This is a genomic window from Mesobacillus sp. ABV4_180, from assembly GCF_056158485.1.
In genome coordinates, this window is the sequence record NZ_JBSWTJ010000001.1 from 494,962 (window position 1) to 520,495 (window position 25,534).

26 protein-coding genes are annotated in these 25,534 nt (G+C 46.0%); all 26 read left to right on the forward strand.

What is annotated here, in order from left to right; translation table 11 throughout:
* Positions 1-78 precede the first annotated feature (78 nt).
* The 26 genes from upp (at position 79) to murA (ending at position 25,528) form a co-directional block, all read left to right on the forward strand.
* Positions 79-708, forward strand: coding sequence for a uracil phosphoribosyltransferase (upp, locus tag ACXAEA_RS02585; protein ID WP_475094377.1), 630 nt, complete (start codon positions 79-81; stop codon positions 706-708).
* 214 nt (positions 709-922) lie between these two features.
* Positions 923-3,208 (forward strand): S8 family serine peptidase, encoded by a 2,286-nt coding sequence (locus ACXAEA_RS02590; protein ID WP_475094378.1) that lies wholly within the window; start codon positions 923-925, stop codon positions 3,206-3,208.
* Positions 3,209-3,465: 257 nt separating this feature from the next.
* Positions 3,466-3,687: an AtpZ/AtpI family protein gene (locus tag ACXAEA_RS02595; protein WP_475094379.1), complete on the forward strand. Its 222-nt coding sequence runs from the start codon at positions 3,466-3,468 to the stop codon at positions 3,685-3,687.
* Positions 3,688-3,694: 7 nt separating this feature from the next.
* Entirely contained in the window at positions 3,695-4,066 is a 372-nt protein-coding gene (locus ACXAEA_RS02600) for an ATP synthase subunit I (protein ID WP_475094380.1), read from the forward strand.
* 22 nt (positions 4,067-4,088) lie between these two features.
* Entirely contained in the window at positions 4,089-4,799 is a 711-nt protein-coding gene (gene atpB, locus ACXAEA_RS02605; RefSeq protein ID WP_475094381.1) for a F0F1 ATP synthase subunit A, read from the forward strand.
* Positions 4,800-4,873: 74 nt separating this feature from the next.
* Positions 4,874-5,089, forward strand: coding sequence for a F0F1 ATP synthase subunit C (atpE, locus tag ACXAEA_RS02610; RefSeq protein ID WP_475094382.1), 216 nt, complete (start codon positions 4,874-4,876; stop codon positions 5,087-5,089).
* Positions 5,090-5,326: 237 nt separating this feature from the next.
* The gene (gene atpF / locus ACXAEA_RS02615; protein ID WP_475094383.1) at positions 5,327-5,854 is read left to right on the forward strand and encodes a F0F1 ATP synthase subunit B; all 528 of its coding nucleotides are present in this window, start codon (positions 5,327-5,329) and stop codon (positions 5,852-5,854) included.
* A complete protein-coding gene (locus tag ACXAEA_RS02620; RefSeq protein ID WP_475094384.1) occupies positions 5,851-6,387 on the forward strand; it encodes a F0F1 ATP synthase subunit delta in 537 nt (178 codons plus the stop codon). The genes atpF and ACXAEA_RS02620 overlap by 4 nt, the downstream gene beginning before the upstream one ends.
* 24 nt (positions 6,388-6,411) lie before the next feature.
* Positions 6,412-7,920: a F0F1 ATP synthase subunit alpha gene (atpA, locus tag ACXAEA_RS02625; protein ID WP_475094385.1), complete on the forward strand. Its 1,509-nt coding sequence runs from the start codon at positions 6,412-6,414 to the stop codon at positions 7,918-7,920.
* A gap of 130 nt (positions 7,921-8,050) precedes the next feature.
* Positions 8,051-8,911, forward strand: a complete 861-nt coding sequence (locus ACXAEA_RS02630) for a F0F1 ATP synthase subunit gamma (RefSeq protein ID WP_475094386.1) — start codon at positions 8,051-8,053, stop codon at positions 8,909-8,911.
* Between the two features lie 113 nt (positions 8,912-9,024).
* The gene (atpD, locus tag ACXAEA_RS02635; protein ID WP_475094387.1) at positions 9,025-10,437 is read left to right on the forward strand and encodes a F0F1 ATP synthase subunit beta; all 1,413 of its coding nucleotides are present in this window, start codon (positions 9,025-9,027) and stop codon (positions 10,435-10,437) included.
* Between the two features lie 22 nt (positions 10,438-10,459).
* Positions 10,460-10,867: a F0F1 ATP synthase subunit epsilon gene (locus ACXAEA_RS02640; RefSeq protein ID WP_475094388.1), complete on the forward strand. Its 408-nt coding sequence runs from the start codon at positions 10,460-10,462 to the stop codon at positions 10,865-10,867.
* Positions 10,868-11,673: 806 nt separating this feature from the next.
* Positions 11,674-12,051 carry an NADH-quinone oxidoreductase subunit A gene (locus ACXAEA_RS02645; protein WP_475094389.1) on the forward strand — a complete coding sequence of 126 codons (378 nt, stop codon included), beginning with the start codon at positions 11,674-11,676 and terminating at the stop codon, positions 12,049-12,051.
* Positions 12,042-12,554 carry a NuoB/complex I 20 kDa subunit family protein gene (locus ACXAEA_RS02650; protein WP_475094390.1) on the forward strand — a complete coding sequence of 171 codons (513 nt, stop codon included), beginning with the start codon at positions 12,042-12,044 and terminating at the stop codon, positions 12,552-12,554. Before ACXAEA_RS02645 ends, ACXAEA_RS02650 begins: the two co-directional genes overlap by 10 nt.
* 3 nt (positions 12,555-12,557) lie before the next feature.
* Positions 12,558-13,955 carry an NADH-quinone oxidoreductase subunit C gene (locus tag ACXAEA_RS02655; RefSeq protein WP_475094391.1) on the forward strand — a complete coding sequence of 466 codons (1,398 nt, stop codon included), beginning with the start codon at positions 12,558-12,560 and terminating at the stop codon, positions 13,953-13,955.
* 3 nt (positions 13,956-13,958) lie between these two features.
* Positions 13,959-15,059, forward strand: a complete 1,101-nt coding sequence (locus tag ACXAEA_RS02660; protein ID WP_475094392.1) for an NADH-quinone oxidoreductase subunit D — start codon at positions 13,959-13,961, stop codon at positions 15,057-15,059.
* Positions 15,059-16,072, forward strand: a complete 1,014-nt coding sequence (gene nuoH, locus ACXAEA_RS02665; RefSeq protein WP_475094393.1) for an NADH-quinone oxidoreductase subunit NuoH — start codon at positions 15,059-15,061, stop codon at positions 16,070-16,072. The genes ACXAEA_RS02660 and nuoH overlap by 1 nt, the downstream gene beginning before the upstream one ends.
* Before the next feature lie 48 nt (positions 16,073-16,120).
* Positions 16,121-16,540 (forward strand): NADH-quinone oxidoreductase subunit NuoI, encoded by a 420-nt coding sequence (gene nuoI, locus ACXAEA_RS02670; protein ID WP_251480966.1) that lies wholly within the window; start codon positions 16,121-16,123, stop codon positions 16,538-16,540.
* Positions 16,537-17,061 carry an NADH-quinone oxidoreductase subunit J gene (locus tag ACXAEA_RS02675; protein WP_475094394.1) on the forward strand — a complete coding sequence of 175 codons (525 nt, stop codon included), beginning with the start codon at positions 16,537-16,539 and terminating at the stop codon, positions 17,059-17,061. Before nuoI ends, ACXAEA_RS02675 begins: the two co-directional genes overlap by 4 nt.
* Positions 17,058-17,372: an NADH-quinone oxidoreductase subunit NuoK gene (gene nuoK, locus ACXAEA_RS02680; protein ID WP_475094395.1), complete on the forward strand. Its 315-nt coding sequence runs from the start codon at positions 17,058-17,060 to the stop codon at positions 17,370-17,372. The genes ACXAEA_RS02675 and nuoK overlap by 4 nt, the downstream gene beginning before the upstream one ends.
* Positions 17,373-17,613: 241 nt before the next feature.
* A complete protein-coding gene (nuoL, locus tag ACXAEA_RS02685) occupies positions 17,614-19,476 on the forward strand; it encodes an NADH-quinone oxidoreductase subunit L (RefSeq protein WP_475094396.1) in 1,863 nt (620 codons plus the stop codon).
* Complete coding sequence (locus ACXAEA_RS02690; RefSeq protein ID WP_475094397.1) at positions 19,476-20,996, forward strand: NADH-quinone oxidoreductase subunit M; 1,521 nt, start codon at positions 19,476-19,478, stop codon at positions 20,994-20,996. Before nuoL ends, ACXAEA_RS02690 begins: the two co-directional genes overlap by 1 nt.
* A 6-nt stretch (positions 20,997-21,002) precedes the next feature.
* On the forward strand, positions 21,003-22,523 hold the full coding sequence (gene nuoN / locus ACXAEA_RS02695) for an NADH-quinone oxidoreductase subunit NuoN (protein WP_475094398.1): 1,521 nt from the start codon (positions 21,003-21,005) through the stop codon (positions 22,521-22,523).
* 384 nt (positions 22,524-22,907) lie between these two features.
* Positions 22,908-23,144, forward strand: a complete 237-nt coding sequence (locus ACXAEA_RS02700; protein WP_475094399.1) for a DUF1146 family protein — start codon at positions 22,908-22,910, stop codon at positions 23,142-23,144.
* A 312-nt stretch (positions 23,145-23,456) separates the two neighbouring features.
* Complete coding sequence (locus ACXAEA_RS02705; RefSeq protein ID WP_475094400.1) at positions 23,457-24,188, forward strand: YwmB family TATA-box binding protein; 732 nt, start codon at positions 23,457-23,459, stop codon at positions 24,186-24,188.
* Between the two features lie 32 nt (positions 24,189-24,220).
* Entirely contained in the window at positions 24,221-25,528 is a 1,308-nt protein-coding gene (gene murA, locus ACXAEA_RS02710) for a UDP-N-acetylglucosamine 1-carboxyvinyltransferase (protein ID WP_475094401.1), read from the forward strand.
* Positions 25,529-25,534: the final 6 nt, after the last annotated feature.

Here is a 25,534-nt window from a genome sequence, read left to right on the forward strand (position 1 = left end):
TACGAAGTGTGATTCAACAGATCTTACATATAACAGACAGGTGTTCACAACTCATTTACCTTAAAAGGAGCGATAAACATGGCAAAAGTATACGTATTTGACCATCCATTGATCCAGCATAAACTTACTTATATCCGCGATAAGAGCACAGGCACAAAGGAGTTCCGCGAGCTTGTAGACGAAGTCGCAACGCTGATGGCTTTCGAAATCACGCGTGACATGCCGCTTGAGGAAATTGAAATTGAAACACCAGTCGAAAAGACCAAATCGAAAGTACTTTCCGGCAAAAAGCTTGGGATCATCCCTATCCTGCGTGCAGGAATCGGAATGGTTGACGGCATCCTGAAATTGATTCCGGCTGCAAAGGTCGGACATATCGGCCTTTACCGTGACCCAGAAACATTATTGCCGGTTGAATACTATGTAAAACTTCCAAGTGACGTCGAAGAGCGTGATTTCATCGTTGTTGACCCAATGCTGGCAACAGGCGGATCTGCTGTTGAAGCAATCAACTCACTGAAAAAGCGCGGCGCAAAGCACATTAAATTCATGTGTTTGATCGCAGCTCCAGAAGGGGTAGAAATGGTAAAAGAAGCACATCCTGACGTGGATATTTACATCGCGGCACTTGATGAGAAGCTGAACGACCACGGCTACATCGTACCTGGATTGGGAGATGCAGGCGACCGTTTATTTGGAACGAAATAAGACTACTGAGGCACCTCTTTAAAAGAGGTGCTTTTTATATTCATTTGGATTTAGACTAATTCTAGTTAGCGGAATTGGGGCATGTTTTCGCGGAATTCCGGGTTGTTATAGCGGAATTACGTTCTAGTTTCGCGGAATTCATATACCAAATAAGTAACCTGAATACGAATCCCCATTAAATGAAACGCTAAGTCAAAAGGGGGGAGCTATTTTCATGAAAAAGTATAAATTTTACTTCATTTTTCTTTCAATAACAATCCTCGCTGCCTTCCAGCCTGTAAAACTTCAGCATCCACCGATTCCATCTGAAGATCCACATGCCGAAAAAATTGCAATCGTCTTGACTAAACAACAATTAACAGAACAGGAAATCAGCCTTCAACTCCAAAATCTAAAAAACACAAAACTTCGCAGGGTTTTCAGGCATGCGATCCATGGATACTCTGTCAAGGGGCCAGTAACCGAACTGAAACAGCTGGAGAACTCAAATGATATTGAACTAGTATCAGAAGTGAACACGTACAAAGTTGAAAATTCAGCCCATCCTCCTGCTCGATATCGTTCTAGTTCCAGCTTCATCGATAACTTCGAACTGATTGGGTCTGAAAAAGTTCGCGGGATCCTCGATAAAAAAGGAAATCGTTTGACTGGCAAGGGAGTGACGATTGGGGTGATTGATACAGGAATTGATTATGAGCATCCTGATCTGCGCCGCAATTTTGCCGGAGGACATGACCTGGTCGATGGAGATGACGACCCGATGGAAACGAAGGGTTTTGGGCTTAGGAGTACGCTGCATGGAACGCATGTGGCTGGAGTCATCGCGGCAAATGGGAGAATGCGAGGAATGGCACCTGATGCAAAAATTGTGGCATACCGAGCGCTTGGTCCTGGCGGCAGTGGAACGACAGAGCAGGTAATCGCTGCGATTGATGAAGCGATCAAGGACAAGGTGGATGTTCTGAACCTTTCGCTCGGAAACGATGTGAACGGTCCTGACCTGCCTATCAGCCTCGCCCTCAATAAAGCGGTGGAAAATGGAATAGTCGCCGTCACTTCATCTGGAAATTCCGGACCTAACCGCTGGACAGTCGGATCGCCGGGTACCGCTTCAAAAGCGATTTCGGTCGGTGCCTCTACTCCGCCTATGCAAGTTCCTTATATAACAGCGCCTGGCCAACAGCAAAAAATCAGGCTTGAGCTTTTGCAGGGTTCGGACAAATGGAAGCTTACCCAGAGTGAAAATCTTGTGTTCGCTGGATTGGGCAGCAAAAAAGAGATGAAAGACGTTAGGGACAAGGTCGTTTTAGTCGAGAGGGGAACACTGACTTTTACCGAAAAAGCGAAGAATGCCCTTGAAGCAGGAGCGCTCGCGGTCATTATCTATAACAACACGAAAGGGACGTTCTTCGGCAACCTCGAGGAAAGCCTGCCAATCCCGATTGCGGCAATCAGCAAAGGGGAAGGATTGGCATTGAAAAAACAGCTTGAAAGAGGGCCAATGCTGATCCGGACAGATTTAATAGAAGAAAAAGATATTCTTGCCGACTTCAGCTCACGCGGTCCGGTGACAGTAACATGGGACATCAAGCCGGATATCGTCGCTCCTGGTGTGGCGATCAACAGTACGATTCCCGGAGGATACCTTTCTCTTCAGGGTACAAGCATGGCTGCTCCACATGTCGCAGGTGCCGCAGCCCTCATTAAACAGGCGCACCCGGAATGGAGCCCGGATGAAATCAAAGCAGCGATCATGAATACAGCCCAGCAGATTGCCGACCTGAATGGTAAGACGTACAGAACGTTCGAACAGGGGGCGGGCAGAATTCAGACTGAAGCGGCAATCAAGGCGGAGAGTCTGGTGATTCCCGGGTCGCTGCAATTCGGAAAATTTCAGCTAGCGGATAATATGCACCGCCACAGTTCGAAGCTTGAAGTTAAGAATATAAGTAAAAGTACAAAGAGCTACTCATTCTCCGTTCCAAAAAGTGAAAACGGCATCGAATGGGAGCTGCCCTTTACTTTTACTCTAGAACCTAATGAAGTGAAAAAAGTTGATGTGGCGATGAAGGTCAGCCCAGAACATTTAAAGGATAAAATACACGATGGCAGCCTGATTTTAAACGATGGAAAAATTAAGATCAGGATTCCTTACTTGTATGTCCTTGAGGAACCAGATTATCCACGAGTGATGGGCTTCGATTTTGCACCAGCAGACAATGGGGATGCTTATCGATATGAAGTCTATCTGCCTGGAGGGGCCGATGAGTTCGGCATCGCCCTGTTCGATCCGGATCAGTACCGCTTTGTCGGGTTTCTGGACTGGGGAAGGAAAATGGAAAACGGGATGATTTCGAAGGAAATACCGAATGAAGATCTGCCACAGGATGGAGTATATCTAGCCAAGGTTTTTGCTAAAAAAGCTGGTCGCGAAAGTACCATCGATGCGGTGGTCACAATCAGCAAAAATCAGAAAGAAAACAGGGCTGGAAGAAGGTGATTTTCCTTCCGGCCTTGTTTTTATAATATAATTTCAGAATAGATTTTATGGCATATATTCACAGTGAAAACTTTGTGAATTTTTTCACCCCAATGGATTGACATTGACAATAGCCTATTGTATGCTTACAAAGGGCATAAAATGATAAGGTTTTCAATGTTGATTTGCAAGCTTTTTTAAGTGAAAATTTTTGTTTTTTCGAAAAATATTTTTCACCCCCTGATTCGTCCATTCTCAATAGCGAGGATGCGTTTTTTATGCGCCGAAACAACCGCCACCCATATAAAGCGATGGCACTCATGTCCGCTATACTATCTCAATTGGTAGGTTCCATTTTAATTGGCATTTTTTCCGGCAGATGGCTCGACCGTACCCTTGGTACAGACCCGCTTTTCTTAATATTCGGATTGCTGATCGGATTGGCGGCAGGTGTATATGCCATGCTCCGCCTCGTCCAACACTTCTTCTCGGGAGACTAAGCCGTAAATGGAAATTAAGGATATGTTCCAACGTTATCGAAAATACATATTTACCTTGTTGTCGCTGTACGTACTAGGGTATGCTTTTACAAGCTATCAATCTGAATTTGCCGGATTGATTTTTGGTACAAGCCTTGGTTTGTTCAATTTATGGCAGCTCACAAGGAAAATGGATCGTTTTGGGGACTCGGTTTTGCAGGGGAAGAAGGTGCGTTCACTTGGATTCGTTTCGAGGCTCGCAACTGGTGCGCTTGTAGTCATCATTGCGATGAAATATCCAGATCGCATAAGTCTTATTTTTTCCGTTTTGGGATTAATGACATCCTATATTGTCATTATGATAGATTTTTTTGTCCAGTCTTTTCATAAACGTAAATAGCGGGGAAGAGAGGTGAATATTTATGGCACATGGAGCCCCAATAGTTGATTTTTTAGGGCTTAATTTTAACCTGGCAAATATGCTGATGATCACTGTAGCATCCGCTATCGTTTTCATCATCGCAGTTCTTTCCACTCGCAATCTAGCGATGAAACCGACAGGGATCCAGAACTTCATGGAATGGGTAATGGACTTTGTAAAAGGAATCATCAACAGTGCGATGGACTGGAAAGACGGGGGAAGATTCCACGTGCTTGGTATTACATTGATGATGTACGTCTTTGTTTCCAACATGCTAGGACTTCCATTCTCAGTCACTTATGACGGTGTGCTTTGGTGGAAATCACCAACAGCTGACCCAGTCATCACTCTGACTCTTGCAGTCATGGTTGTAGGTTTATCCCACTACTATGGTGTCAAGCTGAAGGGGACTGCTGAATACGGGAAGGAATTCTTCAAACCATTCTGGTTTATGTTCCCGATCAAAATCATTGAAGAGTTCGCAAATACGCTTACTCTTGGTCTCCGTCTTTACGGAAACATTTACGCGGGTGAAATTCTACTTTCCCTGCTTGCAGCCGGACTCGCAACTGGAGTAGGCGGACATTTGGCCGCAATCATTCCAATGCTTGCTTGGCAAGGATTCTCCGTTTTCGTCGGTGGAATCCAGGCGTTCATCTTCACAATGTTAACGATGGTTTATCTCTCTCATAAAGTGAGCCATGACCATTAATATATACCTGTTCATTTAATGGACAAAACTTTTTAAAAAACTATTTTTTCATACATTAAAGGAGGAACTTTATAATGGGTCTTTTAGCAGCAGCAATCGCAATCGGTTTAGCAGCACTTGGTGCAGGTATTGGTAACGGTTTGATCGTATCACGTACAGTAGAAGGTATGGCTCGCCAGCCAGAAGCTAAAGGTATGCTTCAAACTACAATGTTCATCGGGGTTGCATTGGTTGAAGCGATTCCTATCATCGCTGTAGTTATCGCGTTCATGGTTATTGGCGCTGAATAATCGATAAACACAAAGCAATGGCGAAGATCATTCCGCGCGAACCTTCGCCATTCTATTATGTAAGCTCTTTTTGAAAATGAACACAAACAATCGTTTGATATAAAAATGGGCAAGCCTGCTCTTTGCAGACAGGCCGTCCGCAGCGCGTCGTCTTATGCCTGTTATGGCTGAACTAAGCGCTTACGCTTTTGAAATCACGGAACAACTCTTGAAGGGAGTGAATCGAGGGTGTTAACAATGAATTTTTTAGTATTGGGAGCAGCTACTGAAGGAGCACACGGTGGCTTGAACACAGGAGATATCTTATTCCAGCTGATTATGTTCCTCGTTTTGTTAGCATTGCTCAAGAAGTTCGCTTGGGGTCCATTGATGGGCATCATGAAGGAACGTGAAGAGCACATCGCTGGCGAAATCGGAGCGGCTGAAAAGAGCCGTGCTGAAGCGCATAAACTTTTGGAAGAACAGCGTGAAATGCTTAAGCAGGCACGCACAGAAGCACAGGGCCTTATTGAAAATGCTAAGAAACAGGGCGATGTACAGCGTGATGAAATCATTGCACTTGCACGCACTGAATCTGACAGAATCAAAGAAGCTGCAAAGCTTGAAATTGAACAGCAGAAAGAGCAGGCTGTCGCTGCAATCCGCGAACAAGTTGCATCACTTTCTGTATTGATTGCTTCTAAAGTAATCGAAAAGGAAATTTCAGCTGCTGACCAGGCGAAACTCATCAATGAATACATTCAAGAGGCGGGTAATGCCCGATGAGCAACTCGACAGTAGCAAAGCGCTATGCCCTGGCACTTTTCCAGATCGCTTCTGAAAAGCAGGTTCTTGCTCAAGTTGAGGAAGAGCTTCGCGCAGTGAAAGAAGTTGTAACGAACACACCTGAACTGACTGTCTTTTTAAAGTCTCCTAAGCTTTCTAATGAAAAGAAGAAAGAGCTTTTAAAACAAGCATTCGGAACAGCAAGCACATATGTACTTAACACACTGATGATCCTGGTTGACCGCCACCGCGAAGACCAGATCGCAGAAGTCGCTGAGCAGTTCATCGCCCTTGCAAATGATGCAAAAGGTGTTGCTGAAGCGAAAGTTTACAGTGTCCAGCCGCTTACTGCAGAACAAGCTGAAGCTATTTCGGCTGCGTTCGCGCCGCAGGTTGGCAAGCAGACACTTCAAATCGAAAACATTGTGGATTCCAATTTGCTCGGAGGCGTAAAGCTTCGCATTGGAAATCGCATTTTTGACGGCAGCTTGCGAGGCAAGCTAGATCGTTTAGAACGTAAATTGCTAGGCTAAGATTCGTAGATAGGGGTGAAACTCATGAGCATCAAAGCTGAAGAAATCAGTGCGCTGATAAAATCGCAAATCGAAAATTATCAGTCGGAAATTCAAGTGAGTGATGTGGGTACAGTTATCAGTGTTGGTGACGGTATCGCCCGTGCTCATGGCCTCGACAATGTCATGGCTGGAGAACTTGTTGAATTTTCAAACGGCGTTATGGGTATGGCACAAAACCTTGAAGAAAATAACGTCGGTATCATTATCCTTGGACCTTTCACGGACATCCGCGAAGGTGACGAGGTACGCCGTACGGGCCGCATCATGGAGGTTCCTGTTGGGGAACAGCTTATCGGCCGCGTAGTTAACCCACTTGGACAGCCAGTTGACGGCATGGGTCCAATCAATACAACGAAAACTCGTCCGATCGAATACAATGCACCAGGCGTAATGGACCGTAAATCAGTTCATGAGCCGTTGCAGACTGGTATCAAGGCGATCGACGCTCTTGTTCCAATCGGCCGCGGACAGCGTGAGTTGATCATCGGTGACCGCCAGACTGGTAAAACGTCTGTAGCGATCGATACAATCCTTAACCAAAAAGGCCAGGACATGATCTGTATCTACGTTGCAATCGGACAGAAAGAATCAACTGTACGTAATGCGGTTGAAACTCTCCGTAAGCACGGCGCGTTAGAATATTCTATCGTTGTTACAGCATCTGCATCACAGCCTGCTCCACTCTTATACCTAGCTCCTTACGCTGGTGTAACGATGGCGGAAGAATTCATGTACGAAGGTAAGCACGTGCTTGTAGTATATGATGATCTTTCTAAACAAGCGGCTGCATACCGTGAACTTTCCTTGCTACTTCGCCGTCCTCCAGGCCGCGAAGCTTACCCAGGGGATGTATTCTACTTGCACTCACGCTTACTAGAGCGTGCTGCTAAGTTGAGCGACGCTAAAGGCGCAGGTTCAATCACAGCACTTCCGTTCATTGAAACACAAGCAGGCGACGTATCTGCTTACATTCCAACGAACGTTATCTCAATCACAGACGGACAGATCTTCTTGCAGTCTGACCTATTCTTCTCTGGCGTACGTCCAGCGATCAACGCAGGTCTTTCTGTATCCCGTGTAGGTGGATCCGCTCAAATCAAAGCGATGAAGAAGGTATCTGGTACACTTCGTCTTGACCTTGCTTCATACCGTGAATTGGAAGCATTTGCTCAGTTCGGTTCTGACCTTGACAAAGCAACTCAAGCGAAACTGAACCGCGGTGCACGTACGGTAGAAGTCCTTAAGCAAGACCTGAACAAGCCGCTTTCTGTTGAAAAACAAGTAGCGATCCTATATGCATTGACTCGCGGCTTCTTGGATGAGATTCCATTGCAGGATATCCGCCGCTTCGAAGCTGAATTCCTTACATGGTTAGACCACAACCGCAAAGAAGTGTTAGACCATATCCGCACTACGAAGGAACTTCCTTCCGACGACGATATGGCTGCTGCAATCAACGACTTCAAAAAGACGTTTGCAGTATCTGAGTAAATTGAAAAGCGGATGTGCCTCGGCGCAGAAGCTGGACATGTGAAGCAGCGCCAGCCAGACACTAAACAGCTAGCTGGTCCTGCTTGACCTTGGACTAACAATCTTTGAAAAAAGGGTGGTGAGAACCGAAATGGCATCTTTACGCGATATAAAAAACCGTATTACTTCGACTAAAAAGACGAGCCAGATTACCAAGGCAATGGAAATGGTATCCGCAGCTAAATGGAACCGTGGAGTCATGAACGCGAAAGCATTCGTCCCTTACATGGAAAAAATCCAGGAAGTGACTGCCTCCATCGCAATGGGCAGCAAGGATTCCAATCATCCAATGCTGAACAGCCGTCCAGTCAAGAAGACGGGATATCTAGTGATTACATCTGATCGCGGACTAGCAGGAGCTTACAACAGTAACGTTCTTCGCCAGCTGTATCAGACAATCCAACAACGCCATAAATCAAATGATGAGTTTGCAATCATCGCGATCGGGCGCGTAGGCCGTGACTTTTTCCAAAGCCGTGGCATGAACGTTGTCCTTGATATCGTCGGGATTGCGGACCAGCCGTCCTTCTCTGAGATCAAGGATATCGCCAGCAGCACTGTTGGCATGTTCTCAGATGGAACATTTGATGAACTATATATTTACTACAGTCATTATGTCAGCGCGATTTCACAAGATGTAACGGAGAAGAAGCTCCTTCCGCTTACGGATATTGCTGGTACTTCAACAAAACTTACATCTTATGAATTCGAACCAAACGCTGAGGAGATCCTGGAAGTTCTCTTGCCTCAATACGCAGAAAGCTTGATCTACGGTGCACTGCTTGACAGTAAGGCAAGTGAACACGCTGCTCGTATGACAGCCATGAGAAACGCAACGGACAACGCGAAAGAGCTGATCAATTCACTCAGCTTGAGCTACAACCGTGCGCGTCAGGCTGCCATTACCCAGGAAATCACCGAAATCGTCGGTGGAGCTGCAGCGCTCGAATAGATTTTATCATTGGCTCCCGCCACTTGATATTTCGATGACAAACGGGGATGTGGCATGAAGCTGCATCCCATCATGATGTATATATTTGAACAAGTACGATAGGAGGGAACAAGATGAACAAAGGACGCGTTCTCCAGGTTATGGGTCCGGTTGTTGACGTAAAGTTTGAAAGCGGCAATCTTCCAGAGATCTATAACGCTTTGAAAATTGTAAGTAACGACGCGGATGTTAACGTCGAACTAACTCTTGAAGTAGCGATTCACTTAGGTGATGACACAGTTCGTACAATCGCGATGTCTTCCACAGACGGCCTTAAGCGTGGAGTGGAAGTAGTAGATACAGGTGCTGCCATCTCCGTTCCAGTTGGGGATGTAACACTAGGACGTGTATTCAACGTATTGGGTGAGTCAATCGACCTTGATGCTCCAATCGCTGCTGATTCACGCCGCGATTCAATCCACAGGGAAGCTCCAACTTTCGAACAGCTTTCTACTGAGGTTGAAATCCTTGAGACAGGTATTAAGGTAGTTGACCTTCTTGCTCCATATATCAAGGGTGGTAAGATCGGATTGTTCGGTGGTGCCGGTGTAGGTAAAACTGTATTAATCCAGGAATTGATCAACAACATCGCTCAAGAGCACAGCGGTATCTCTGTATTCGCAGGTGTTGGTGAGCGTACACGTGAAGGTAATGACCTTTACCACGAAATGACGGATTCAGGCGTTATCAAGCAAACAGCGATGGTATTCGGACAGATGAACGAGCCGCCAGGAGCACGTATGCGTGTTGCACTGACTGGTTTGACAATGGCTGAATATTTCCGTGATGAGCAAGGACAGGATGTTCTTTTCTTCATGGATAACATCTTCCGTTTCACACAAGCAGGTTCTGAGGTTTCCGCGCTACTTGGCCGTATGCCATCAGCGGTAGGTTACCAGCCGACTCTTGCTACAGAAATGGGTAAATTACAGGAACGGATCACATCTACTAACGTAGGTTCTGTTACTTCCATCCAAGCGATCTATGTACCAGCCGATGACTACACTGACCCGGCTCCGGCTACAACATTCGCTCACTTGGATGCAACAACGAACCTTGAGCGTAAGCTTTCTGAAATGGGTATCTACCCTGCGGTGGATCCACTTGCTTCGACTTCACGTGCATTGACACCTGAAATCGTCGGCGAAGAGCACTATTCAGTTGCTCGCCGCGTACAGCAAACATTGCAGCGTTACAGAGAACTTCAGGACATCATCGCGATCCTTGGTATGGACGAGCTTTCTGATGAAGATAAGCTGATCGTTCACCGCGCTCGCCGTGTCCAGTTCTATCTATCTCAAAACTTCCACGTAGCCGAGCAGTTCACAGGACAGCCAGGATCTTACGTGCCAGTTAAAGAAACAGTTAAAGGTTTCGCTGAAATCCTTGACGGCAAATATGACCACCTTCCAGAAGATGCATTCCGCCTAGTTGGCCGAATCGAAGAAGTTATCGAGAATGCAAAACGTATGGGTGTAGAGGTCTAATAACGGACCAGGAGGGTAAAAAATGAAGACGATTAAAGTCAGTGTTGTTACTCCCGATGGGCCGGTGTATGAATCAGATGTTGAAATGGTAAGCACAAAAGCGAGCACAGGCGAGCTTGGAATCTTGCCAGGTCACATTCCAATGGTTGCACCGCTACAAATTGGCGCTGTCCGTTTAAAAAATGGCAGCAATTCCGAGTTCATTGCGGTCAGCGGAGGCTTCCTTGAAGTCCGTCCCGACAAGGTAACAATCCTTGCTCAATCCGCTGAACAATCCTCTGAAATCGATCTTGAACGTGCACTGAGAGCAAAAGAACGCGCTGAAAGCCGCCTGCATGAAAGAAAGCAGGAGAACATCGACTTCAAGCGTGCAGAACTTGCCCTGCAGCGTGCGATCAACCGTATTTCAGTTGCTGAACGCAGGATTTAATTTTAATGATACGACCAACACCCTCCGGCGATGCTGGAGGGTGTTTTTTATTATTAGTAATTTTGACTTTAGGTCAATCCCTTTACAGATTACTTGTAAATATGGGACTGTCTTCCGTTTCGCTATAGAAAAGAAGAATTCGCTAAAATATTTTTATTTTCGCTAAAAATTAAAGAAATCGCTATTAAAAATATCCTCTGAAAAAAAATCCCACAATAAACACTTTGAGAACCTCGATAATGGAGGGAAAAACGAAAAAATTAATGATTATGTGGATTACGCCTTAGAATTTCAAATTTTTCAGGAGTAAGTAAGGACTTTTTCGAAATATGTCCATTTATTATCTCTCCAAAATGTCTCCTATTAGAAAATCTGATGTTTTTTTGCTATGAAAGTACCCTGCACCTAATATAAAAATGTTGATAAACGTCACTGACAAGCGAATCGACTTTGGTTTTTAATATAGAATGTAACCGATTGCCAATTCCGTGTGTTGAATGCATTTTACAGCAACAGTTTGAGCGTTGTTTCAGGCGGCTGCACCTTCCTGAAATTTGACCGCTTTCATCCTCTAATCAAAACAAGAAGAATAAATTCCTTTCAACGCAACTAAGTATGGAAGGGGACGGCTCAATCTGACAGTCCAACCAAGTCATTCTTGCCCCTATTTATCTATTGAAAATGCTATGGAAGAAGGTTGCCAGTTTGTTCAAAGGCTTGTCGACACACTATTGTAACAATGGTATAATTGTTATCGGTTACAAGTTTGATAAGTATGAAAATTTTACAACATTGGAGGGATGGGCATGGAACAGTTGAATCTATATCAAAATAACTATTTGATAGTCTTTGTGTTCCTATGTCTCGGGGTATTGCTTCCAGTCGTTGCCTTGTTTGCTGCAAAACTTCTGCGGCCGAAATACAAGAAGGACGAGCGGAAATATACCACCTACGAGAGCGGAATGGTGCCGTTCAGCGATGCGCGTGTACAGTTTAACGTCCGTTATTATGTGTTTGCCCTTATGTTCGTTATTTTTGATGTAGAAACAGTATTCTTGTATCCATGGGCTGTTGCCTATGAGAAACTGGGAATCTTTGCGTTGATTGAAATGCTGATCTTCGTCGTATTGCTTCTCATCGGACTCATCTATGCATGGAAAAAGAAGGTGCTAAAATGGATTTAAAATTGGATGATTTTTCACCAGAAGAAATGGCAGAACTCCAAAGAAATGTATTCGTGACAACGCTTGAACAGGTTAAAGGCTGGGCGCGAAGCAATTCTATGTGGCCGATGACATTCGGACTTGCATGCTGCGCGATCGAAATGATGGCATCCAGTTCGGCTCACTATGACCTGGACCGTTTCGGAACATTCTACCGGAATTCTCCGCGTCAATCCGATGTCATGATCGTGTCAGGTACGGTTACGAAGAAAATGGCTCCGACAGTCCGCAGGCTGTATGACCAGCTGGCAGAACCAAAATGGGTCATTGCCATGGGATCATGCGCAACAGCAGGCGGTCCATATGTAAAATCATACTCAGTTGTCAAAGGGGTCGACCAAATCGTGCCGGTCGATGTTTACATACCAGGATGCCCGCCGAATCCAGCAGCTTTAATTTACGGGATTAATAAATTGAAAGAAAAAATCCGTTACGAGGCGAAAACCGGGAAGAAGGTGATCTAACCGATGAGCGGGGAAAAGGATTTAGAGCAGATAAAGAAAGAAGCAGCGGCAAAAGCGAAGGAGCTGGCAAAGCAGCGCCAGGCCGACAAACAAGCTGGGGAAGGAAACGACCCGAAACAGGTTGCCGACGAAGTCGCAGAACCTGAAGTAAAAAAAACCGAGGCAGCTGCAACGAGTGATGATGCAGACCTCGCAAAGAAGAAAGCAGCGGCAGCAGCAAAAGCCAAAGCTGCAGCAATGGCAAAGATGAAAGCGAATGCGCAGGCTGGTGAAGCCCCGGTGGCTCCTGAACCTAAAGAAGAGGTTTCAGCTCTCGTCGAAGGACAAGATGCTGAATTGGCCAAAAAGAAAGCTGCAGCGGCAGCAAAGGCGAAAGCAGCCGCACTGGCAAAAATGAAGGCGACTGGCCAGCTTGAAGCGAACACTGGTTCAGAAGCTCCTGCGGCGACAGAGACTGCATCAGGAGACGACGATGACCTCGCGAAGAAGAAAGCCGCAGCGGTGGCCAAAGCGAAGGCAGCAGCGGCAGCGAAATTGAAAGCTAAAGCCGAGGCGGGCGAAGGATCAACTGCATCATCAGGCGATGATGAAGAAGATCTAGCGAAGAAGAAAGCCGCAGCGGTGGCAAAAGCAAAGGCAGCAGCGGCAGCGAAATTGAAAGCAAAGGCAGAGGCAGGCGAAGGAACAGACGATTCATCAGGCGATGAAGAAGATCTAGCGAAGAAGAAAGCCGCAGCGGTAGCGAAAGCAAAGGCAGCAGCAGCTGCAAAAGCAAAAGCAGCAGCAGGCGGAGGATCGGCTGACGATGAGAAAGCGAAAGCGATTGCCGCAGCGAAGGCGAAAGCAGCAGCAGCCATGAAAGCTAAAGCCGCGGCCGGCGCGACAGCTGGAGCAGAAGAACCGGCTGAAGAGAAGAAACCTTCTCCAAATCAGCCATACTTGGATAAGTACGTAAAAGTGATCACAGACAACCTAGGCGATGACATTTTGGAAGATTCGTATATTAACCCTCTTTCAAAGGATGTCCCGACGCTTGTCGCCAGGAAAGAAAGCTACTATCGACTAGCTGAATTCCTGAAATACAACGAACTGCTTGGATTTGATTATCTATCAGAGATTCACGGCACCGATTTCCAGACACATATGGAAGTGTATGTTCACTTGTACTCATACAAAAACAGACAGTCCGTCGCATTGAAGGTCAAGCTTGACCGGGATGAGCCTGTCATTGAATCAGTATCTCGCCTGTGGGCAGGAGCGAACTGGCCTGAGTGTGAGGCATATGACCTGCTTGGAATCAAATTCGAAGGCCATCCTAACCTCCATCGCATCATGCTTGGTGAAGACTGGGTAGGCCACCCGTTAAGAAAAGACTATGAACCGTATGATGTGGAGGTGTAGCCCGTGATACGCACAGAAGAAATGCTCTTGAACGTGGGCCCGCAGCACCCTAGTACGCACGGTGTATTCCGCCTCGTTCTTAAAATTGACGGTGAGATTATCGTTGAAGCAAAACCGGTCATCGGATATTTGCATCGCGGGACTGAGAAGCTTGCCGAAAACCTGCAATACACACAAATCATTCCGTATACAGACCGGATGGACTATGTTTCAGCAATGACGAACAACTACGTCATCTGCCACGCAGTGGAAACGATGATGGGCGTCCAGGTGCCGGAACGCGCTGAGTACTTAAGGGTACTTGCGATGGAATTGAACAGGGTTGCCAGCCACTTGCTGTGGTGGGGAACATTCATCCTCGACTTCGGTGCGACAAGCCCATTGCTTTATGCTTTCCGTGACCGCGAGATGATCCTGAACCTGCTGAACGAATTGTCTGGTGCGCGCCTGACATTTAACTATATGCGTGTAGGCGGCGTTAAATGGGACGCTCCTGAAGGCTGGCTTGAGAAGGTAGCAGAATTCGTCCCTTATCTGAGAGGACAGCTGAAAGGCTATCACCAGCTTGTATCAGGAAATGAAATCTTCCTTAACCGTACGAAGAACATCGGTACTTATACAAAGGAAGACGCAATCAACTATTCATTGAGTGGCGCAAACCTTCGCTCAACCGGCGTTAAATGGGATTTGCGCAAGGATGAGCCGTATTCAATCTATGACCGCTTCGACTTCGACGTTGTCACACGCGACGAAGGCGATGCACTCGCCCGTTATCATGTAAGGATGGGCGAAATCGAAGAATCTCTTAAAATCATCGAACAGGCTGTGCAGCAGTTCCCGAAAGAGGGAGAGATCATGGCCAAGGTTCCAAAGATCATCAAGGCTCCAAAAGGGGAAGCGTTTGTCCGGATCGAAGGCTCCAGAGGCGAAATCGGCTGTTACATATCCAGCGACGGCAAGAAAGAACCATACCGTCTGAAATTCAGAAGACCGAGCTTCTACAATCTGCAAATCCTTCCTAAACTGCTTGAAGGTGAAAGCATTTCTAATCTGATTGCTATTTTAGGAGCGGTTGATATCGTTCTTGGGGAGGTAGACGGTTAATGGTTCAGGATCTTCTCGAATCAAGCGCAGGCCTATTGAACTTCAGTATTTTCTTTGTCCTGGCAGTCGTCCTATTGCTCGTAATCCTCGGATTCGTAACGATGGCGATTTTGGCCGAGAGGAAAGTACTTGGTTTTATGCAGGGCCGTTACGGTCCATCACATGTCGGCGGTAAATGGGGACTCTTGCAATCGGTAGCCGACGTTCTAAAGCTTCTTGTAAAAGAAGATTTAATTCCGAAAGCTGCGGATAAACCGCTATTCATCATTGCACCAGTCATCGCATTCGCACCTTCCTTCATGGTCATGGCGACGATTCCGATGACAGACAAATTGCAATTTGCTGACTTGAATGTCGGTGCCCTGTATTACGTCGCAATCTCCGGACTATCAATCGTCGGGATGCTGATGGCAGGCTGGGCATCGAACAATAAGTATTCCCTGCTTGGCGGTATGCGTGCCGCTGCACAGATGATTTCCTATGAAATCCCTCTTGTCATGAGCATGCTGGGCATTATATTGCTTTCAGGCAGCCTTAACCTGAATGAAATCGTTGCAACACAGCAGGAGAACGGCTGGTTCATCCTATGGCAGCCAATCGCGTTCATCGTGTTCTTCATTGCAGCTACTGCTGAATTGAACAGGGTGCCATTCGACCTTGCCGAAGCGGAAAACGAGCTTGTTGCCGGTTTCCATACGGAGTACTCTGGCTTCCGCTGGGCAATGTTCATGCTTGCTGAATATGTGTATATGTTCGCAATGTCAGCTTTGATCACCGTATTATTCCTTGGAGGCTGGCTGCCGTTGCCATTCCTCGGCTTCATACCAGGAGCTGTGTGGTTCGCGCTGAAATTCAGCCTTGTCGTCTACATCCTCATCTGGTTCCGTGCTACGTTCCCGCGTATCCGCGCTGACCAATTGATGGAGTTCGCATGGAAAGTGCTTTTGCCGGTTGCATTGGCAAACATCTTCCTGACGGCATTGATCAAAGAATTTTTCAATAACTTTTTCTAAAATAGGAATGGAAGCAGCACTGCTTCCTGCATTAAAGGGGTGAATAACGTGCTAGGATGGACTAAAGGATTAGCTTATACCCTTAAACAATTGACTCGCGAAAAGCTTACTTATGATTATCCAAATCAACCCATTCCGCTTCCTGACCGGTTCCGCGGAATCCAGAAGTTTTATCCCGAAAAATGCATCGTCTGCAACCAGTGTGCCAATATCTGTCCGACAGAGTGCATTAATTTGACTGGTAAAAAGCATCCTGATCCAACGAAAAAAGGCAAGATCATTGATACGTATGATATCAACTTCGAGCTTTGTATCCTCTGTGACCTATGCACAGAAGTTTGCCCGACTGAAGCGATCATCATGACGAACAACTTTGAGCTTGCTGAATACAGTCGGGATGATTTATTTAAGAACCTGGAATGGCTTGACGAAAATGATGAGAATATACGGAAGGTGAATAAAGCATGACGTTAACAGGCGAATTTTTTGCGTTTATGTCACTTGCTTTAGTGGCGGTAATCGGCGGCGTGCTTTTATTGAACCTCACCAGGGTCATCCACATGGTCGTTGCGCTCGTCTTTACGTTCGTCAGTATCGCAGGTATCTATGTTTTGCTGTCCGCCGAATTCGTAGCGGTTGTCCAAGTAATGATCTATTCCGGCGCGATTACAATCATCATGCTGTTTGGGATCATGCTTACCCGCCACCATGGCGACGAAGAGGAACCAAAGGGCGGGGTATTGCGAAAGCTTCTCCTGTTCCTTGGTGTCCTTGGCTTTGGTGGAGCAGTTTACTTCGGAATCTATGACTTGAATTTCGAAACAGTGCCTAACACGCTTCATGAAAACAACACAGAACAAATCGGGATCTCACTGTTCTCGCACTATATCATCCCGTTTGAACTGACATCCGTAATCCTGCTGGTCGCGCTGGTCGGCGCAATCGTCCTGGCGCGCAAGGATGACGAAAAGGAGGGTGATCAGGAATGAGTTCTGTTCCAGTTTCAGCCTATCTGGCACTTGCACTGATCCTTTTTTGCATCGGATTGTACGGTGCCCTGACAAAAAAGAACACCGTCATCGTATTGATTTCAATTGAATTGATGCTGAATGCGGTTAATATCAATCTGGTAACCTTCAGCAAATATGGGGTGAACCCATCCATCACTGGCCAGGTTTTCGCGTTGTTCGCCATTTCCGTGGCAGCAGCTGAAGCGGCTGTAGGCCTTGCGATTCTGATTGCTCTTTACCGCAACCGCAGAACGGTCAAAATTGATGAAATGAATCAGCTGAAGAATTAAGCTGATCCTCTGGTAAAAATGAAAAGAATCAGGTAAAGAGTTAAGCTGATCCTCTGGTAAAAATAAGGGTAGAATCAGAGTGAAATTAACCACCTAATTAAAACTGTGCTTGAAAGGCGGCAACTGCCGCTGAATAATGAAAAAATCTAGTAGCTGGACTGCCCCGCATAATGCGGGCCTCAATCTGACGGGCGTATACATGATAGACAACGCGCGTTCAAAAAAGGGGATTGTGATATTAATGGAGAATGCTTGGCTCATTCCGCTGTTCCCGCTTGTATCCTTTCTAATCCTTCTGCTGTTCGGTAAAAGGCTTAAAGAAGCGAGTGCGTTTGTCGGTATCCTGGCGACGCTTGCCTCACTGGTTTACTCCATCCTTGTGCTGCTAGAGCGCTTTTCGGAGTCGACCTACAAAGCTGAAGCTGTATGGCTGACAATAGGGAATTTAGAACTTACTGCGGGCTTTGAAGTAAATCAATTAAACGCATTGATGCTGGTGATCGTATCTCTTGTCAGCTTCCTTGTACATACCTATTCAAAAGGATATATGCATGGTGATGAGCGGTTCCCGGTATTTTATGCTTATCTAGGACTTTTTACTTTTGCAATGCTTGGTCTCGTAATCTCGCCGAATCTCCTGCAGACCTATATTTTCTGGGAATTGGTCGGTGTAGGTTCATTCCTGTTGATTGGATTCTATTTTTACAAAGAAAGCGCCAAAGCGGCTGCAAAGAAAGCTTTCATCATGACACGTATCGGGGATGTCGGGTTATTGATCGGGATGATTTTATTATTCTGGCAAACTGGCAGCTTCGAATATGATGAGATTTTCTCTGCAGTAGAAGAAGGCGCTGTTTCTGGAACGATGATTACCCTGACTGCCATTCTGATTTTCATCGGGGCGGTTGGTAAATCAGGCCAGTTCCCGCTTCACACATGGCTTCCTGACGCGATGGAAGGTCCGACGCCAGTTTCTGCGTTGATCCACGCAGCGACAATGGTTGCGGCCGGTGTTTACTTAGTCGCATCACTGTTCCCGCTGTTCAATGCGAGTGAAACAGCCATGCTGACTGTTGCGATCATCGGTGCCTTCACTGCGATTTTTGCAGCAACGATCGGCCTTGTCCAGACTGACATCAAGCGCGTTCTTGCGTTCTCGACGGTCAGCCAGCTTGGCTACATGATGCTTGCACTGGGATCTGCCGGATATGTTGCCGGAGTATTCCACCTGATGACCCACGCTTTCTTCAAAGCGTTGTTGTTCCTTGCAGCAGGTAGTGTCATCCATGCTGTACATACTCAGGATATTGAAAAGATGGGCGGGCTTTGGAAAAAGCTTACCTTCACTGGACCTCTGTTCCTGATCGGAACGCTGGCAATCAGTGGTGTCCCATTGTTTTCAGGCTTTTTCAGTAAAGACGAAATTTTGATCGCTGCATGGGCACATGGCAATTACGGCCTGTTCTGGCTGGCAGTGATTGCGGCGTTCTTCACAGCATTCTATATGTTCCGCCTGTTCTTCATGGTCTTCTCCGGTGAAGCTCGAAGCGAAATGAAGAATGTCCATGAATCGCCATCCGTCATGACCTTGCCAATGGTTGTCCTCGCTGTACTGGCTGTAGTTGCCGGTTATGTGAACACACCGTGGTTCGGTACAGTCCTTGGCGACTGGCTGGTAGAAGGCAACGAAGCTCTTGGACACGGCCATATCGCTGGTCCAGGGTGGATTATGGTTGTCGCTACAGCTGTTTCCCTGCTCGGCATCCTGCTTGCATGGATGATGTACAGCAAGAAGTCCATTTCCCGCGACTGGCTCTCAAGCAGAGCACCAATCGCATATGGAGTGGTCAAGAATAAGTACTATATCGACGAAATCTACAACCAGACCGTCGTGTTTGGAGCGAAAGCAGTCAGCTTGTTCCTGCGCTTTATCGAGATGTTCCTTGTCGAAGGTCTTGTGAAGCTGACGACCGCTGCAGTCCAGACGCTCGGTAAAACTGGAGCGAAAATCCAGAGCGGCCAGGTACAGACATATGGAATGATCGCGTTTGTCGGCCTTGCCGTTCTGATGGTCATCTTTGCGTTAACAGGGGGGTATTTGTAATGGATTTCAATTATTTTCTTACCTTGCTGGTATTCTCCCCTTTACTAGGTATCCTGCTGCTGGCATTCATGCCAAAGGCGAATGAATCAGGCATTAAAATGCTCGGAGTTTTGGCAACCTTGCCATCATTGATCCTGGCGCTGATCGCGTACTTTTCGTATCGCGGCGGCACTGAACTGGCCAGTTTTTCGGAAAAATTCCGCTGGATCCAATTTGGCGGACCAGGTGCTGAACAATCTGGGATGTTCACTGTAAACTATGAACTCGGCATCGACGGTTTCGGCCTTGTGATGGTCGTGCTGACTGCTGTAATCGCAACACTTGCGGCCATTGCTTCCTTCCATATCAAGAAAGAATGGAAAGGCTACTACATGCTGTTCCTGCTTCTTGAAATCGGGATGCTTGGCGTATTCACATCAGAAAACTTAATCTTGTTCTTCCTTTTCTTTGAAATTACGTTGATCCCAATGTTCTTCCTGATTGGAAAATGGGGCTATTACGAAAAAGAAAAGGCTGCATACAGCTTCTTGATTTATAACGGCCTGGGATCAGCAGTTCTGCTGATCGTCATCATGGTGTTATTTTCAAGAACAGGCACATCAAACATTGAAATGCTGAGAGTCATTTTGAACACAGAAAACGCATCATTAGTAGCGCCGATTTCCGAGTCATTGAAGATGGGATTATTGATTGCATTGCTTGTCGCTTTCGGCGTAAAGCTGCCAATCTTCCCGCTGCACAGCTGGATGCTGCGCGTGCACGTTGAAGCGCCGCCATCCATCGTCATGATTCACTCAGGAATCCTGTTGAAAATTGGTGCATTCGGTTTGATTCGCTTCGGGATGGGAATCTTCCCTGGACAATTTGCGGACTTGGCGATGATTCTTGCAGTACTGGGGGTCGTCAACCTGCTGTACGGAGCGTTCCTTGCTTTTATCCAGACAGATTTCAAAATGGTTCTTGCTTACTCTTCTATTTCCCATATGGGAATCGTTTTAATCGGCCTTGGCGCATTAAATGAAGCCGGTATTCAGGGAGCTATTTTCCAGGTCGTATCACACGGTCTGATTTCAGCATTATTGTTCTTCCTTGTCGGTGTGCTTTATGAGCGCACACATACGACAACACTTGCAAACCTGGGCGGAATGGCAAAGGGGATGCCGGTCGCATCAGGATTCCTGCTTGCAGGCGCAATGGCGTCATTAGGATTGCCGGGCATGTCCGGATTCGTCAGTGAATTCATGGCATTCCTGGGGCTTTTCGAGGAAATGCCTGTCCTGGCAGCAGTCGGTACACTGGGCATCATCATGACAGCTGTATATCTGCTGCGTGCAGTCCTTGCGATCACATATGGCAAAGCAGAACGCGAATTCGTCGGCATATCTGATATCCGCTCATTTGAATGGGCACCTGTACTGGTACTCATTGGACTGATTGTGTTGATCGGTGTATTTCCAGCCGTTCTCAGTGAACCGCTTCAGGCAACATTAGAGACTATCATGATGGGAATAGGGGGGTGATGAAGGATGGATTTAGATACACTTCTATCATTTGAATGGGGAACGATGACTCCGGAATTCATCATCCTTATTGTCGCTACATTATTATCCGTGCTTGATTTATTCATGCCAAAACATGTTGACCGTAAAATCCTTGGCTGGATTGGCTTTGTTGGTGTGGTGCTTGCACTTGTTTCACTCGTGAGCCTGGTTGGCCATGAAACCACATCGATTTTATTCGATACCTTCAGACTGGATTCATTCGCGATCGCCTTCAAGCTGATCCTGCTTGTCGGTGCGGCACTAGTCATGCTGCTCGCAATTGACTTCAATCACAACGATGGACTCGAGGAATACAAAGGGGAATTTTTCTACCTGCTGCTTGCAGCTTTGCTCGGAACAATGATCATGGCATCAAGCGGCGACTTGATCACCTTGTTCATTGGTCTTGAATTGCTTTCAATTCCTTCTTATATCCTTGCTGGCATGAGAAAAAGAAATCTTAAGTCAAACGAATCAGCAATGAAATACGTCATCAATGGCGGTATTTCAACTGCAATCACATTGTTCGGTATGAGCTATGTGTACGGAATTGCCGGCACGACGAACTTAAAAGAAATCGCGACAGTATTTGGCGGCCTCACTGACGGGCAGCACATTTACATTCTTGGACTGGCATTCCTGATGATTTTTGTCGGACTGTCATTCAAGCTTGCATCCGCGCCGTTCCATATGTGGGCACCGGATGTGTATGAGGGAGCTCCAACTCCAGTGACGGCGTTCTTGAGCGTCGTTTCAAAAACAGCTGGATTTGTGATCATCCTCCGCATCCTGTTATCCGTGTTCGGATACATTCCTGTTACAGGTGAGGACGGCCAGCAGATGCCGCTTCTGTTCGCATTCCAGGACTACATCGCATTCCTTGCAGGGGCAACGATGATCATCGGTAACGTCATCGCCCTAAAACAGCGCAACATCAAGCGCTTGTTCGCTTACTCAAGTATCGCACATGCAGGTTACATCCTTGTCGCTCTTACAGCGATGTCATTCGTGACCTTCGATGCAATCTGGTTCTACCTTCTTGCCTATGTATTGATGAATCTTGGCGCATTCGCCATCATTCAGCTGATCACAATGAAAACGGGCTCAGAAGACATCAGCCAATTCGCCGGCCTATACCGCCGATCACCGCTGATGGCTGTCGCAATGGGAATCTTCATCCTGTCACTCGCAGGAATCCCAGGTACAGCAGGCTTCATCGGCAAGCTTAACATCTTCATTGGCGCATTGATGGTCGATCAGGCACATTACGTGCTCGTATCCATCATGATCGCCACAACAGTGGTATCCTATTTCTACTACTTCGGAATCATGACGCAGCTGTTCTTCCGACCAGCAGCAGATGACGCAAAAATACAGCTGCCAGCAGGCATCACAGCAGTCATTGTATTGACTGCAGTCGCAACCATCCTGTTCGGAGTAATGCCAAATCTGGCATTGGACTTCCTGCACACAAACTTTAACCAGTTTGTCGATTTCATGAAGTAATGCTAAACGAATGATTTAGGTTTTGGGGAAAATCTATTCATGAGAACAAAGGGGTAAAATAGAACTGGCCTGCGCTAAGTGTGGGCCGGTTTTTTTGTGGGGTTATGTGACCGATGTAGAGAGGGAAATTGGATTACGGTCACATAAAAAGCGATTATGTTACCGAAGTCGAGAGAAACAGAAGATTACGGTCACATAAAGAGGATACTGTTATCCAAGAAAGAAACATACCCGCAAAAAGTATCGTCCACAAGTTAATGAATGACAAATACATATTACATTTTACCAATAAAACTTTGAAACTTTCCGGTACCTGATACGTCTATATTACAGATAAACATCTCCTTTATGATAAAATAAACATGTAAAAAGGAGGTACAGCAAATGATTTCAGGTTTTGGTCCGTTTGCTTTGATCAGCATACTTATGCATTTAGTTTTCATTGGCCTTTCCTGGTGGGCGCTTCAGGCAATCCAGTTTGAGAAACTGCTCAGGTCTAACCATGTTCTTCAGGCGCGGGTTTTATACATTCTCGTATCCATCGCACTAGGTTCCACAGTCAGCAATTTCTTCCTTGATTACCTCCAATGGTCACAGCAGCTTCCGATGATTTTTCAATAAGGCTTTACCGACAAATTTTTAGGAAATCTTGTCCGATAAACAAGCTAATGGTTAGCATTTCCCACCAATCTTTTGTTAAGTGTTAGCTAAAATGGTAAAAAATTAGGTCTTCATACATGTTTTCAAAACGCTGATTTTTAAGTAAAATTCATTTTGTGCTTGTTTTTATGAATAAGTATGTTTATTTTTTCACAAAAAGATAAACACCCGGCCAAGTTGGTACATAGAATCATGTCAAAAAGTGACGAGAATTCCCAAGTATGTGATTCACTCTCCTGGTAAGAATGGTAGTAAGGGGAGAGTGACAGAGACATGAAGAAAATTTCGTTTATTTTATCAATTTTTGGCATTATTGGTTTTATTGTGCTTCAAGCTGGGAATAAGACGACTGTAGCTGATGCAGATCATGAGATCAAAACTCTGGCCTCGATTCTACAGGACGAAGATATTTTGATCACTGGGTGGTCTATATATGCAAGGGAAACATTGGAAAAAGAAAAGGCAGACGCTCTGGTAAAAGAGTTAAAGGGAAAGTTCCCAAGTTGGACATGGACTGACAGCAATGATTCTGACCATGGAGAAATCACTGCTGTATCAAAGTCGCCAGGACTTGAGGAAAAAATTAAATTTGTTTCAACGGACACAAAAGGCCAGGTACATACGTATGTCATGTATGAGGTCAGAGGTCAGTTCTGGAATAATAATACAGAAGACTTTTTGAACAAAAATTTACCAGGCAGAATATTTGACATCTTTCGAGGAAATGCCACAACTTTCTCTTGTATTGAAGGCGAAATCAATGATAAGATAAAATCGGCTTTACCTGTTTATAAAAGTAAATTGCTAAAGGCATTTGATGCAAGGGAAGTCGAAGGATTGGAAGAGGAGTCATTCATTTCCACATCCGCTGTTTCGTCTTTATTCGACAACTCATTGAGCAATGAACATGATATGAATATGCAGCTTGGATTACGGAAAACTGAAGGATTGGGCGCAAAGACTACCCTCGTAGTTGGCACACCCATCATAACGATTGAATATTAATATAGAGAAATTGGACGCGGAGGGGAATACACTTGGAAAAAATCATCGTCCGCGGCGGACAAAGGCTAAGCGGTTCTGTAAAGGTTGAAGGAGCTAAGAATGCCGTCTTGCCTGTTATCGCTGCAACATTATTAGCAAGTGACGGAAAAAGCGTAATTCGTGATGTGCCAACTCTCTCCGATGTATATACCATCAACGAAGTATTACGTTCTTTAAACGCCGTAGTGGAGTTTGAAAATAACACAATTACAGTAGATGCATCCAGAGAGTTAAAAATAGAAGCACCTTTTGAGTATGTTCGTAAAATGCGTGCTTCTGTATTAGTAATGGGATCCCTGCTTGCCAGGAATGGCCGTGCTCGCGTAGCATTGCCAGGAGGCTGCGCAATCGGTTCCCGTCCTATCGACCAGCACCTTAAAGGCTTTGAAGCAATGGGTGCGACAGTCAAGGTAGGCAACGGTTTTATCGAAGCAGAAGCAGTCAATGGTCTGCACGGAGCTAAAATATATCTTGATTTCCCTAGCGTTGGCGCTACGGAAAATATTATGATGGCTGCTGTCCTTGCAAAAGGCACAACGATCATCGAAAACGTCGCAAAAGAACCAGAAATCGTCGACCTTGCAAACTTCCTGAACAAAATGGGAGCAAAGGTAAAAGGCGCAGGAACTGGAACGATCAAAATTGAAGGTGTGGAAGTACTATTTGGTGCTGACCACAACATCATTCCTGACCGTATCGAAGCGGGAACATTCATGGTTGCCTCCGCAATCACAGGCGGAGACGTGCTTGTAAAAGGCGCAGTGCCAGAGCATCTTTCTTCATTGGTAGCAAAGATGGAAGAAATGGGCGTTACCATCATTGAAGAAGAAGAAGGCCTTCGCGTCATCGGTCCTGAAAAATTGAAAGCAGTCGACATCAAGACAATGCCGCACCCTGGCTTCCCGACAGATATGCAGTCCCAGATGATGGCCTTGCTATTGCGCGCTCAGGGAACAAGCATGATCACAGAAACTGTTTTCGAAAACCGTTTCATGCACGTGGAAGAATTCCGCCGCATGAACGCTAACATCAAAATCGATGGACGTTCTGTTATCATGAACGGACCTTCAAACCTTCAGGGAGCAGAAGTGGCAGCAACTGACCTGCGTGCCGCGGCATCACTGATCCTGACTGGCCTTGTAGCTGATGGAATTACACGCGTAACGGAGTTATACCACCTGGACCGCGGATACGTAAACTTCCATAATAAGCTTGCAGCACTAGGCGCAGACATCGAACGCATCAGCGAAGTAGATGAGCAGCCAGTAACTGAAAAATTAGTCTCAGACATGAACGCATAAATAATA